The 13,862-nt window shown below is 41.6% G+C and carries 8 protein-coding genes; 4 read left to right on the plus strand and 4 right to left on the minus strand.

Annotated features, from left to right (window positions below; genetic code table 11):
* The first annotated feature begins 18 nt into the window (after positions 1–18).
* Entirely contained in the window at positions 19–3,378 is a 3,360-nt protein-coding gene (locus DVR12_RS15270) for a family 16 glycoside hydrolase (RefSeq protein WP_116976654.1), read from the plus strand.
* A 188-nt stretch (positions 3,379–3,566) separates the two neighbouring features.
* Here the strand turns inward: DVR12_RS15270 and DVR12_RS15275 are convergent, their stop codons facing one another.
* From DVR12_RS15275 to DVR12_RS15285, 3 genes are all read right to left on the minus strand, one after another.
* Positions 3,567–4,367, minus strand: a complete 801-nt coding sequence (locus DVR12_RS15275; RefSeq protein WP_199417116.1) for a M90 family metallopeptidase — start codon at positions 4,365–4,367, stop codon at positions 3,567–3,569.
* 6 nt (positions 4,368–4,373) lie between these two features.
* A complete protein-coding gene (locus tag DVR12_RS15280) occupies positions 4,374–5,960 on the minus strand; it encodes a M28 family metallopeptidase (RefSeq protein WP_116976656.1) in 1,587 nt (528 codons plus the stop codon).
* Positions 5,961–6,045: 85 nt separating this feature from the next.
* Positions 6,046–8,277, minus strand: coding sequence for a T9SS type B sorting domain-containing protein (locus DVR12_RS15285; protein ID WP_158563281.1), 2,232 nt, complete (start codon positions 8,275–8,277; stop codon positions 6,046–6,048).
* Positions 8,278–8,507: 230 nt separating this feature from the next.
* Between DVR12_RS15285 and rpiA the strand changes: the two genes are divergently transcribed.
* Positions 8,508–9,203, plus strand: a complete 696-nt coding sequence (gene rpiA, locus DVR12_RS15290; RefSeq protein WP_116976658.1) for a ribose-5-phosphate isomerase RpiA — start codon at positions 8,508–8,510, stop codon at positions 9,201–9,203.
* On the opposite strand, the gene DVR12_RS15295 is transcribed toward rpiA, so the two are convergent.
* The gene (locus DVR12_RS15295) at positions 9,169–10,452 is read right to left on the minus strand and encodes an MFS transporter (RefSeq protein ID WP_116976659.1); all 1,284 of its coding nucleotides are present in this window, start codon (positions 10,450–10,452) and stop codon (positions 9,169–9,171) included. The two genes, rpiA and DVR12_RS15295, sit on opposite strands and share 35 nt — an antisense overlap.
* Before the next feature lie 242 nt (positions 10,453–10,694).
* Here DVR12_RS15295 and DVR12_RS15300 point away from each other — a divergent pair, with 242 nt between their 5' ends.
* Both DVR12_RS15300 and DVR12_RS28065 read left to right on the plus strand, forming a co-directional pair.
* Entirely contained in the window at positions 10,695–10,886 is a 192-nt protein-coding gene (locus tag DVR12_RS15300; RefSeq protein ID WP_089760857.1) for a cold-shock protein, read from the plus strand.
* Positions 10,887–11,567: 681 nt separating this feature from the next.
* A complete protein-coding gene (locus tag DVR12_RS28065) occupies positions 11,568–13,796 on the plus strand; it encodes a helix-turn-helix domain-containing protein (protein ID WP_116976660.1) in 2,229 nt (742 codons plus the stop codon).
* Positions 13,797–13,862 lie beyond the last annotated feature (66 nt).

Genomic DNA, 13,862 nt, shown 5'->3' on the forward strand with positions numbered 1-13,862 from the left:
ATCAACAAGAAAAAAAGTATGAAAAAGATACGCTATGTACTTATAGCATTGCTGCTCGCTCTGACTACCGGCATCATGGCCCAGGGTCCTTCCGATCAGCGAGCCTTCAATACCAAAATCGCCGATGTACTGGCTCTGATGCCTGCTCCTAATAAAACGCAGTTCAATACCAATATGGAAGCTATTGCTGCTTTAGGAGAAGAAGGACTATCCACTATCGCCGGCATGATGGTAGCTCCGGGTAAAGGAGATAATACCCAGCTGGAATATGCTATCTCCGGCTATACCTATTATGTTACCCAACCCGGTAAGGAAAATGCCCGCAAACAAGCTGTGAGCGCACTTTGTAAAGCATTATCCAAATCTACAGTTCCTGAAATCAAAGACTTCCTGATTTCACAAATTCAGACTGTTGGTGATAACAGCGCTGTTGCTACGCTGCAACCATATCTGGTTGATAGTCGTTTATGCGATCCTGCTGCCCGTACACTGGTGAAAATCAATACTCCGGATGCTAAGACTGCATTGCTGAATGCTTTATCCTCGGCTTCTCCGGATAATAAAATCTTATTAACCGAAGCAATCGGCGATTGCAAATACACTCCTGCTGTTGCTACCATAGCTGGTTTTGCTACTTCTTCCGATAAGAAGCTGGCGAAAGTTGCCTTGTATGCACTGTCAGAAATTGCTGATCCTTCTTCTGCCACCGTTTTAGCCGCTGCTGCTGCTAAAAGTGGTTATGTATATGAAGTAACCAATGCTACCAGTTCCTATCTCAACTATGCTGCTGCATTGAATGATAAAGACGCTGCTGCAAAAATTGCACAGGAGCTGCTGGGTAAAGCAACTGCTCCTACGCAGGTGCATACACGTACTGCCGCTCTTAAATTATTAACTTCTATCAAGGGCGAGCAAAGTATGCCTTTATTGCTGGCTGCTGCAAACGATAAACAACAAGCTTATCGCGATGCCGCTCTAAAGTTTGCTGGTCAATATGCCCTGGCTAACAATCCAGCCTGGCTTAAAAAATTAACGGGAGCCGACAATGACGATAAAGCTGCCGTTATAGATATGCTCGGAAATAATAAGGTGGCTGCTGCATTACCTGCTGTATTAAAGTTGCTGGCAAGCAAAAATGAAACAGTAAAACTGGCTGCTATCAAAGCAGCTGGCCAAATAGGTGGTACAAGCGCTTTGGCTTCTTTGCTGGCTACCATGAAAAGTGGCGATGCCAATACAATTGAAGCTGTAAAAAACGCTCTGCTTATTATGCCGGGTGATGACGTAGCTACCCAATCCGGCGCTGCACTGGCTACCATGCCTGCCGCTGCGCAAACAGCCCTACTATCGGTACTGGCTGCACGTAAAGCCGATAACAGAGTGAATGATGTACTGGCACTTACCAATAATAGTGATGCTACTGTTCGTACTGCTGCTATCAGTGCCTTAAAGGATGTTGCTGCCAAAGGCTCTCTTTCTTCCTTGTTCTCTTTATTGAACAATAGTACTTCAAGTGCTGATATTGCGAATATTCAGTCGGCTATTATTAATAGTGGAGCTGGTGGCGATGAAATCATGGCCCAACTCGGACAGGTAAGCGCTGATAAGAAAAAGCTCTATTTACCAATTTTAGCCGGAATCGGTGGACAAACTGCTTTATCTGCAGTTGAAGCTGGTTATAAATCTGGTGATGCCGATACGAAAAAAGCGGCTGTTACCGCTTTGGCTGCCTGGAAAAACACCGATGCTGCTGCAAGCCTTTTGCAAATTGCCCGTGATAATTCAGGTGCCAATCTTCGTGATGAAGCTGTTGCCGGTTATGTTGCTTTAGCCCGTAAATCTTCTTTCCCTGCCGAACAGAAATTGCTCATGTTGCGTAACGCAATGGAGCTGACTTCCACTCCGGCTCTCCAGGAAAAAATTTTACAAGGAGTAGAACAATGTAAAACATTACCTGCTCTTTTATTTGCGGCTGATTATCTCAATTCAAATGCGCAACAAGCGGCTGCTACTGCTGTAATGAATATTGCACTGGCAGATAAAAGCTATAATGGTGAAATTGTTCGCAAGGTACTGGAAAACGCTGCCACTGCTTTAAAAGGCAGAGATGCGGATTACCAGCGTCAGGCTATTAAGAAATATCTTGGCGAAATGCCTGCCGGTGAAGGTTTTGTAACCATGTTTAATGGTAAGAATCTGGATGGTTGGAAAGGATTGGTTGAAAATCCGGTTGCCCGCGGTAAAATGGATGCTAAAACTTTAGCCAAAGCTCAACAAAAAGCTGATGAAACCATGAAAACCGGTTGGTCTGTAAAAGATGGCTTGTTGGTATTCAATGGACATGGCGATAATCTTTGTACTGAGAAGAAATACGGAGATTTTGAAATGCTGGTAGATTGGAAAATCACTGCACAAGGTGATGCTGGTATCTACTTGCGTGGCTCTCCTCAGGTTCAGATCTGGGATACTTCTCGCAGAGATGTTGGTGCTCAGGTAGGTTCAGGTGGTTTATACAATAATCAGCAACACGAAAGCAAACCGCTGAAACTGGCTGATAATGCTATTGGTGAGTGGAATCACTTCCGTATCATCATGAAAGGTGACAGAGTAACCGTATATCTGAATGGTGAACTGGTAACTGATAATACCATCCTTGAAAACTACTGGGATCGCGGATTGCCTATTTTCCCTGAAGAGCAGATAGAATTACAGGCGCATGGTACTTATGTTGCATACCGCGATTTGTATATCAAAGAAATTCCTCGTCCTAAGCCTTTTGTACTGAGCGACGAAGAAAAGAAAGCTGGTTACAAAGTATTGTTCGATGGTACCAATATGCACGAATGGGTTGGTAATACTAAAGATTATGTGATCGATAATGGCGATCTGGTAATCTTCCCGACTAATGGAGGTCATGGTAACCTGTATACGAAAGATGAGTATAAAAACTTTTCTTTCCGTTTCGAATTCCAGCTTACTCCGGGTGCTAACAATGGTTTAGGTATCCGTGCTCCACTGGAAGGTGATGCTGCTTACGTGGGAATGGAGTTACAAATTCTGGATAATGAAGCTGATATTTATAAGGATCTGAATGTTTATCAATATCATGGTTCGGTTTACGGAGTTATTCCTGCAAAACGTGGTTTCCTGAAACCTGTAGGAGAGTGGAATGTGGAAGAAGCTATCGTTAATGGTACCCGTATCAAGGTAATTTTGAATGGTACCGTTATATTAGATGGTGATATTGCAGATGCCCGTAAGAACGGTACTTTAGATCATAAAGACCATCCTGGTTTGAAAAATGAAACAGGCCATATCGGCTTCCTGGGTCATGGGTCGATTGTACGATTCAGAAATATCAGAGTGAAGACTTTGTAGTTTCTCGCAAAGGCGCAGAGATTAATATTAAGGCACAAAGGATTTTTTTTTAAGAAGATAAGGATTGAAGAGGATGTTTTTTAAGGACTACCAAAAGGTTTCAATAATAATGGTAACCAGTCAGTAGCTCTTAATAATATTCGCTTCAATCCTTATCTTCTTAAAAAAAAATCCTTTGTGCCTTAATATTAATCTCTGTGCCTTTGCGAGAAATATTCGCGCGAAGGATCCTGCCTGAAAATCTTTGTCAACATCTGGTAAAGTTCCGGATGCTTTTCTGCCAGCAAGTCCGGGCGCTCAAAGAAATATTCAGAAATCACAGCAAAGAATTCTCCTTCATTTAATGCGCCATATGGATTAATATCTGTATGTCCGTCTGTAATCTGTTGAATGGTTTTATGAACCAGTTTCATCCAGGGAATACTATAACTATGTTCGATCAGTTTGCTAGGGAAACCATCAATTACGCCATCTGTTTTGTCGAGTAGGTGCACGAATTCATGGATAGCCGTGTTGCTTTTATCTGTTTTGTTACTGAATCCTTCGCGCAATGCAGAGCGGGAAAGAATCATTTGCCCATTCAGCGGGCCACTGCCTACCATACCGAGTATTTGTCGTTTATTCCCTTCATACTGATAATTTTCGTTGAAGGTATCAGGATAGAGAATAACATTCGTCAGGTTGAAGTACTCCCAGTCTTTAAACCCAAATATTGGAATAATAGCACTTGCGGCAACCAGGACTCTGTCCAGTGGTTCTACGGTAGTACCAACTCCTTCAATACTGGTTCTTTTTAAAAAACGTTGTACCATTGTTTCAAACCTGCTTTTATCTGAAGGAGATAAAAGTTGATAGTAACGTACATTTTCCTCAAGCAACGATTGAAAATCGGCAGGAACAGCCAGTTTTTTCTTTTTGATTCTGCTAAAAATATTGATCACATATAAAACCAAAATCAATCCTATCAATATTAACCCAAATCCTACCATAATCATTTATTTTCTCAAAGCTTTAAATTCTGAAGTCTCTTTCCATTTAGGCCAAAGACCGTTGTTTGCTAATTTATAACCTACCTGAAATAAGAGGCGTACATCCTCTGTCATGCCAGCCAAATCCCAGGTTTCAGGATCATACTCATCTTTTGGAGTATGATATTTTGTTGTATTGTATAATTTGATTTTTTCAGATGCATAGTCTTTGCTCTTCCCAATTACATTGGTTCCCGGACCAATATATAAGCCGGGGATTCCTTTTTTGGCAAAGTTGAAATGATCTGAACGGAAAAACCATCCACCTTCCGGATGGGCTTCCGGTACTATCGTGCGACCCTGTGCTGCTGCAACTTTCGCTGCATAATCTTCAAGTTCCGATTGGCCATAACCTATAATAGTAACATCTGAAGTTTTGCCGAATGTATTCATTACATCCAGGTTGATATCCGCCACAATGGAGGCAGGATTTTTCAGGTGATTTACATAATATTCGCTTCCTAGCAAGCCTTGTTCTTCGCCGGTTACCGCTACAAAAATAACGGAGCGTTTAGGAGCAGGATTAAGTTTTTTAAATGCATTCGCCAGTACCAACAGGCCTGCAACTCCGGTGGCATTGTCTACAGCCCCATTATAAATAGAATCGCCATTGATTACAGGTCCTATTCCAAAATGATCCCAGTGTGCAGTATAGGCAATAGCTTCAGCGGGAGCAGAGGCTCCATTTAAAATACCGATTACATTTCTGGAGGTAGAATTCTGGATAGTATTATTTATTACAACTTCAGCAGTCAGATGAAGATCAACCGGTTTGAATCCTTTAGTTTTGGCCTGTTCCATTATATCTGGAGAAACCCCTGCCTGTTTAAACATCCTGATGGCTGCGTCCTGGGTAATCCAGCCTTCCATTAGCGTTCTGTGGATATCCTTTTCATCGGAAGCCAGATGAAGTTTTGAGTTGGCCCAGCCATTGCGGACTACAGACCAGGGATAACTGGCTCCGGCATCATTATGAATGATTATTACACCTGCAGCACCCTGCCTCGACGCTTCTTCAAATTTATAGGTCCATCTCCCATAATAGGTCATATTCTTACCTCTGAAAAGTGCGGGATCAAGCTGGCCGGGATCATTAATCAGCACAACAACAGTTTTGCCTTTAACATCAAGTCCTGCATAGTCGTTCCATCCAAACTCAGGGGCAACAATGCCATATCCGGCAAATACCATTTCAGAAGGTGGAAGTTTGACTTGCGGTACTGGATACCTGGTTGCGGCTACAAAGTCAGTTCCATAATCTAAATTCATTGTGCCGTTGTTGCCTTTAATGACTAACGGAGTAGGTTTAGATAAAATGCTAACCATAGGAACATTCTGAAAATAGCTATCACCGTTTCCGGGTATAAGTCCTATCTTTTTAAATTCTCTGGCTATATAATTTACGGAGCTGTCTTCTCCTCTTGTAAAAGGTTTTCTGCCTTCAAAGGCATCGCTTGCCAATACTTTGATATGCGATGCCAGTGCAGTACTGTTTATCGCTTCGGTAGCGGCATGGTTTTGAGCCTGCGAATTTAATGCGCAAGCTGCTGTCATGGTTAAGAGTAAGATCGTTGTTTTCAAAATCGGGTTGCTTTTTCCGCCTAAAAATTAAAGGACTTCGGTAAGATTACCAAAAAACTTATCGGATCAGAACGGTGGTGCCTTTCCTGAATATTCGCTTACCGCTTACGGATTCTGTATATTCCAGCATCCAAACATAGGTGCCGATATCAGAAGGTTTACCATTTACAGTACCATCCCATTTATTTCGCCAATCCGTAGTTTTAAAGAGCAGGTTTCCTTCTCTGTTGTAGATACTAAACTGGAGATCAATGGCTTTATATGCATTTAAAGGGTAGAGGTAATCATTTTGTCCGTCGTTATTGGGGCTAAAGGCAGTTGGAACATCAATATAACAACTGGAAACTGCTGTAATATACCTGTCGGCGGTATCAGCACAGTTTACCTCATTCTTTACAATTAACCTGATGCGATATTGCTGTTCTCTTTGTGAAGGTATATATACCATATTCATAGCTTTAGCAGCCTTGCTGGTGCTGCCGTTACCATATTCCCACAGATAGGATTTGATGGAACCTAAACTTTGGTTAACGGGAATAACAACATCCATTGGGCAATAAGGTCCGGGATTCACATCAAACATGGCAGTTACTTCACTTCTCAGTAAAGTATCTATACTTGTTTGTGCTTCGCAAACTCCATTGGAAACTTTCAAAGCGAAATGTTTAATTCCCAGAGTAGTATATACTTTTTGAAATAATTGTGAAGAATTGGTTTCACCATCGTCAAATTGCCATTGCCATTGGTTTACGTTGTTTCTTCCATCATGGGAAAAAGTCATTGTTGTAATTTTGCAATCCTGACTTATATCGTAATTGAATTTTGCATTTACGGTATCAGCTGCCTGCACAGCAGATTGTTGAGGCAATTGGGCTGATTGCCAGCATTCACTAATCAAGGTATTGTTATCGGTACCTTTACGAAGTTCCACTATATAATTGCCTCCTTTCATTATCGGGGCAGATAATTGTAAAGTAATAGAATCAGTAAGACCATTTACATTGCAATTCCCTGTAGCGCCGAGTATACTAATGGCTTGCGGACCGGTTATTTTGAAGTCGCTTCCATTGGAGGCGATAGAACTACACCTTACAGGTGTTGATAGACCGATTTTTAAGGAAGTGGGGGTACAGCCAACTTTTGCAATATTCAGCAGATTTACGGTTGGTTGTATTGGAATATTGAAACCGGCAGTCTGATTGGCAGCAGTAGGAATATGACATTCGTTTTCAATTGTGTTGCCATCATCTCCTTTAACAAGTGTAATAGTATAATCGCCAGCAACGAGGATACGTTGATCCAGTTTTAGTTTTACCGTAGTAGTGAGTCCACTTGCATTACAATTTCCGGTAGCTTCAATAATTTTTACGGGTGAAGGGCCGCTAATTACAAAGTCTTTCCCGGTATTTGAAATAGATGCGCATCTGATAGGAGCATCGAATAGTAATTGAATTTCATCAGGGGCACAAGGCAACGCCATCACTTTTCCCATAGGCACAGGAAGGGAAGGTTTTACCTCAAAGGTGGCTGTTTCATCAACATTCAGGGCATTACCACAATTACCTAAAAGGGTGTTACCATCGCTGCCTATTTTCGATTTGACGGTATAGGTACCCGGATTTAAAGGTTTATCTAACTGCAGCCATAGGGAGTCGGTATCAAAAGCATTGGTACATCCAATACCTACGGCACTTACAATTTTAATACCCGGGATGGTAAAGGTAAAGTCGGTTCCATCGGGAGCAATAGAGCTACAGTAGACTTTCCTGCTTAGTTTTACTCCAACAGCTATTGGGCCGCAATGATAGCCTGCATGTTCTACTTCCGGTTTATTCGGGTCCTGGATTACAGCAGTTCCACCACCAAATTCAAGTTTATAGCCACTTTGAGATGCAGTGGTGAAATGGCTGATAAGCAAGAGATAATCATGACCTTCCTTTATCACTGCCATCTTGCTGAATAGCGGTAATCCATACCCTCCGCAAACATCCAGAGAGTTGCCGGCAGACGAAGCACCGGTTACCCCTGATTCGCCCGACCAGTTCATGGTTACGTAAAGACTTCTGTCGGTAAAAACATCATTAGGATTTCTATCTGTTACATCAAATACCTGCCAGTCGTAATCGTCACTTAAATCCATAGGGGTGATTGTAAACCCTAAAGTGCCGGTTTTGTAGCAGGTGAATTTATACCAGAATGGATTTTGATCGGAATGCGGGCCATCGCCTGGGTTACCACAATATGGCCCTGGAATTATACCCGTGTTACAAAATGGAACTTTAGTTTGCACAAAGGTTTGAGTTCCACAAACCGGAAACGCAGAGGAGGGAGTTTGCCCCCGTTGCCCGCAGGTTTGGGAATAAGTTATATTAGAATATAAGAGCAGGCTGATTGACAAACAAATGATTCTGGCAAAAATGTGCATACGCAACAGTCTTATAAACAGCATCTAAATATATAGATTTAAAGGGATCTAAAAAAATTCCTATAAGTACTCTCCGTTCAAAGTATATTTGGAATATGGATACAGGAAAAAGAGCTGCCGGAGAAAGAGCAGTTGAATTTATCAAGCCTGGAATGACTATCGGTTTAGGAACCGGTAGTACTGCTTACTTCGCCATTAAGCGGTTAGGAACGCTGGTTAGAAATGGACTCAGTATCCGGGCGGTAGCAACATCAGTGCAATCAGAACTTCTGGCATCAGAAGAGCAGATACCATTAATACCTTTCAGCGAGGTAGAGGTGATAGATATCGATATAGATGGGGCGGATGAGGTAGACGGGCAGCTGCAGCTGATAAAAGGAGGAGGAGGGGCCTTGCTGAGAGAAAAGATAATTGCGGCCGCTTCCCGAGAAATGATTGTGGTAGTGGATGAAAGTAAAGTAGTTGAAACATTGGGGCGTTTCCCATTACCTGTAGAGATTATTCCGTTTGCCTGGGAGCTGACCTACAAACACCTGGTAGATATGGGTGCTAATCCGAAGGTCAGGCATATAGGAAATACTCCTTTTGTAACAGATAACGGGAATTGGATTTTAGATTGTTCCTTTAATCAGATTCAGCAGGCAGAGGTATTGCATGCTGCACTGAATGATATTCCAGGTATTGTTGAAAACGGATTATTCATTCATTATGCCACCCGTTTAATTATCGGATATACAGATGGCAGTATTAAAGAAGTTACAAGTCCTTATCCAGCAAAGAAGTTTTTTTAGTATCAATAGAAAATATATAAACTATCAGTGAGCAGAAGATACAGAAAGTTACATACCAGTAGTAATATGGTTCGTGTCCGATCTTCTTAAAGTACAATGCTATTGGTTCGGCAGTGCCCCCAAACAGTGCCACTGTTATCGCATAAGGAAACCCAACTCCTAATGCCCGTACTTCTGCAGGAAACATTTCAGCTTTTACCACCGCATTAATGGAAGTATAGCCACTTACAATAATAAGTGCAATCAGGATGAGCCAGAATGCTGTCCATTCAGAGCTGGCATGACTAATACCTGTCAGCAATGGTACAGAGAATAAAGTACCTGCTACACCAAATCCAATCAGCAGTGGTTTACGGCCTATACTATCAGAAATCCAACCGAATAAGGGTTGTAAACAGGCAAAGATCAGCATCAGAAAGAAAGTGATCATGGTTGAACGCTCAATGCTGATATGTACTGTATTTACCAGGAATTTCTGCATATAGGTAGTATAGGTGTAGAAGGCAAGCGTACCGCCCATTGTTAGTCCAACTACGGTTATTACTGCCCGCGGATGTTCCTTAAACAGTCGTTTTAAGGTGCCTTTACCTTTCTCGTTCTTTATCTTTTCAAAGGAGGTGGATTCCTGCATATGCTGACGCAGGTATAATGCGAAAAAGGCCAGGGCAGCTCCTATAATGAATGGAATTCTCCAACCCCAGTCGTGCAACTGTTCCGGAGTAAGAAACACCTTTTGTAACAGCATCTGCACTCCTAATGCAGTAAGCTGCCCACCTATCATTGTAACATATTGGAAGCTACTGTAGAAGCCTCTTAGTTCGCTTGTTGCAACCTCGCTTAAATAGGTGGCTGAAGTACCATATTCACCTCCTACGCTCAGGCCCTGTAATAATCGGGCAACAAGTAGTAATAGGGGAGCGAATACACCAACTGTATTGAAGGAAGGGGTAAATGCAATGAGCAGTGAGCCGAGCGACATCAGGAAAACGGAGAGGGTCATTGCTACTTTTCTGCCACTTCGGTCCGCAATTCGTCCGAATAGCCATCCTCCGATCGGGCGCATGAGGAAGCCTACGGCGAAAATGGCAGCTGTATTTAATAATTGGGCTGTATAGTTCCCTTTAGGAAAAAATACAGGGGCGAAATACAGAGAAAAAGTGCTGTAAATATACCAGTCGTACCACTCTACCAGATTCCCGGCAGAGCCTGTTAATATGGCTTTTACTCGCCAGGCATCAGGATGTTTCATATATAATGCGAAAATATATTTTAATATGGAATTACAAATCAGTGCGGAAAAAATTGAAAAAAAATTGGGTCGTATGCAATAAACGCCTATCTTCGTTGCGCTTCTTAAAGATATTGTATTTCAATTCTGTGTCAGAATTTTCTCTCATTCAGCTTTTTTTTACAGTTTTTCTTCTAGTCGCCCAGGTAGCCCCCTGTTTATCAAAAGGCTAAATGTGTTCACAATTAAATATATAATATACAATGCAAACAGGTGTAGTAAAATTTTTTAATGAAACTAAAGGTTTTGGATTCATTAAAATCGAAGGTTCTGGACAGGAAATTTTTGTTCACGTATCTGGCATCAAAGAAAGCATCAGCGAGAATGACCGTGTAGTTTTTGATATAGAAGAAGGTAGAAAAGGACCTAATGCTGTTAACGTAAGATTAGCATAATTAACTCGCAACTCGAGGTTTTATCTCGCAATGACGCTGAGTATTTTAGAGTCGCAAAGATTTAAAACGAGTATAAATTTCTAAAGCGAAGATGATTTTTTCATCTTCGCTTTTTTTATTTTCAATATTTAGATGGATGATCGCCTATCATTAAACTAAATATTGCTCCAAACTTTATCAGACTTTATAATCATTCCAAAGCCCATCAACCTAAATAATCATTAAAAAATTTATCAAACAAAAATTTAACAAACACCTCTACCATATACTTCTCCAAATCCCCATCAACCTAAAAAATCATTAAAAATCCATCAAACAAAAATTAATCAACTCCTCTACCATAATACTTCTCCAAATCCTCATCAACCTAAATAATCATTAAAAATCCTCCAACCAAAAATTAATCAAAACTCCTCTACCATATACTTCTCCAAATCCCCATCAACCTAAAAAATCATTAAAAATCCATCAACCAAAAATTTAACCAAACACCTCTACCATAATACTTTTCCAAATCCCCATCAACCTAAAAAATCATTAATAATTTCCATCATTATATAATCAATCTAAAATCATCTAAAATTCTTTGCCACTCTGCCTCCCTTTGCTTCTTTGCGAGAAACCTCCCTTTGCTCCTTTGCGAGAAACCTCGTATATTCGCCCTTTTCAATGCAATAAATAATGCCCCAACCGGATAGTTCAAATATCATCTTTCACCTGGCGGCAGATTTCATAAACCATACGAACCGCCACATTTTCCTGACTGGTAAAGCCGGTACAGGTAAAACTACTTTTCTTAAATACATAAAAGAAAATACCCGTAAAAACACAATTGTAGTTGCACCTACCGGTGTAGCTGCCATTAATGCCGGCGGCGTTACGATGCACTCCTTCTTTCAGCTACCTTTCGGACCTTATATCCCGGGTACTAAAAGAGGTTTTAGCCCAGATGATATCAGCACCACAGACAAACATAGCCTCTTCAGAAATATTAGATTTACCAACGATAAGAAGGTATTGCTCCAGGAAATGGAACTACTGATCATCGATGAGGTAAGTATGGTAAGAGCAGACATGCTCGATGCTATTGATGCTATTCTGCGTCACTTCAGAAATAAACCTTTGCTCCCCTTTGGTGGTGTGCAGGTACTCTATATCGGGGATCTTTACCAGTTACCGCCTGTAGTGCCGGATAACGAATGGAGTATGCTGTCTGAATACTACGACAGCATCTTCTTTTTCGCTTCAAAAGCGGTTGAACAAAGCCCTCCTCTGTATATAGAACTGAAAAAAATATACAGACAAAATGAACAACTCTTCATCGATATTCTGAACAGAGTCAGAAATAGTGAAGTCTTACATACCGATCTTCAGTTGCTCAACGAAAAATATGATCCAACCTTCAAGGGAGAAGATGAGGAATATATAGTACTGACAACTCACAATAGAAAAGCCGACGAGATCAATGCCCGCCGATTAGCAGAAATGCCGGGAAAAGTATTTCGCTTTGAAGGCAAGATTGATGGCGATTTTAGCGATAAGGCATTACCAACAGAACTACTGCTACAACTGAAAGTTGGTGCCCAGGTAATGTTCCTGAAAAATGATCTGGCACAACCCCGTAGGTATTACAACGGGAAACTGGCTATCGTTAAGGAAATTCAGGACGAAGAAATTATTTTGGTATTAGCGGGTTCTCATGAAGAACTGAAATTGGGAAAAGAAACCTGGAGAAATATCCGCTACTCCTTTAATCCGGAAGATAATAGCATTGAAGAGGAAGAAATTGGGAGTTTTACCCAATTCCCTATTCGCCTGGCATGGGCTATTACTATTCATAAAAGCCAGGGCTTAACCTTCGAACAGGCTATCATTGATGCCGGTTACGCTTTTGCTCCCGGTCAGGTATATGTGGCACTGAGCCGTTGTACCTCCCTGGATGGATTGGTACTTCATTCCAGAATTGGACATGGAAGTATTAAAACCGACAGACAGGTAATTGCATTCGCAGAAATGGAGAATGAAGCCAACGAATTAGTGGTACTGCTGGAAATGGAGAGGAAGAAGTACCAGGCAACCGCCTTGCTGCAGTTGTTCGACTGGTACAGAATGCAAACAACCATGCGAAGCTTTGCTGTATGGATTCAGGATAAAAAACTCCCGGATTTCGATGCCGCTCTTAAACTTAGCAGAGCATTGTCGGCCAAAGTGGAGCAGCAAACTGAAGTGGCTGCCAAATTCGTTCTCCAGTTACATCAGTTGCTCGATACCGCAGTGCAAACCGGTGAAATGGAACCATTAAGAGAAAGAGTGAGTAAAGCTATCGGTTACTTCACTCAAAGCATATACGAAGATATTATTCAGCCTATTCAGGAAGAAATAACTGCTGTTAAGAAAGCGAAGGCTAAAAAGTATCTGCTACAGCTCATGGCGCTGGAAGCCGATTGCTGGAGCAAATTAAGGCATGTCTGGGAAGTAGAATATGCCGACCTGAAATTTACTACCGGGCTCAAAGATTACTTGAAACTCAGAGAGGGTGCGGCTGCAGAAATAGCTCCGGTAAAAGAAAAAGCCAGTGGAAAAGTGGAAAGAGGCAGTAGCCGCCGCGGCACACTGGAACTTTATTTGAGTGGAAAAGCGATCGCAGATATTGCCACTATCAGGCAATTGGCTGTTGGTACTATTGAAAGCCATCTTGCTCAATGTGTGGAGGCAGGAGAAATGGACATAGAAAAATTCGTTTCGGAGAAAACAATGCGTTTAATACTTAAACATATTGGTGAATTGGGTGCTACCGCCGCCGGCCCAATTAAAGAAAGAGTGGGAGAGGCAGCCAGTTATGCCGAAATCCGTGCTGTGCAATGGTATTTGAAGAAAAAACAGGAAGAAAAGATAATGAGTGATAACTAATTAGGTTTAATATCGCTGAAAGCAGGACAGACCGGGTTGCTACCAACAACCCGGTTTTTTATTTTT

Source organism: Chitinophaga silvatica, from assembly GCF_003419895.1.
In the GTDB taxonomy this organism is placed as follows: Bacteria; Bacteroidota; Bacteroidia; order Chitinophagales; family Chitinophagaceae; genus Chitinophaga; species Chitinophaga silvatica.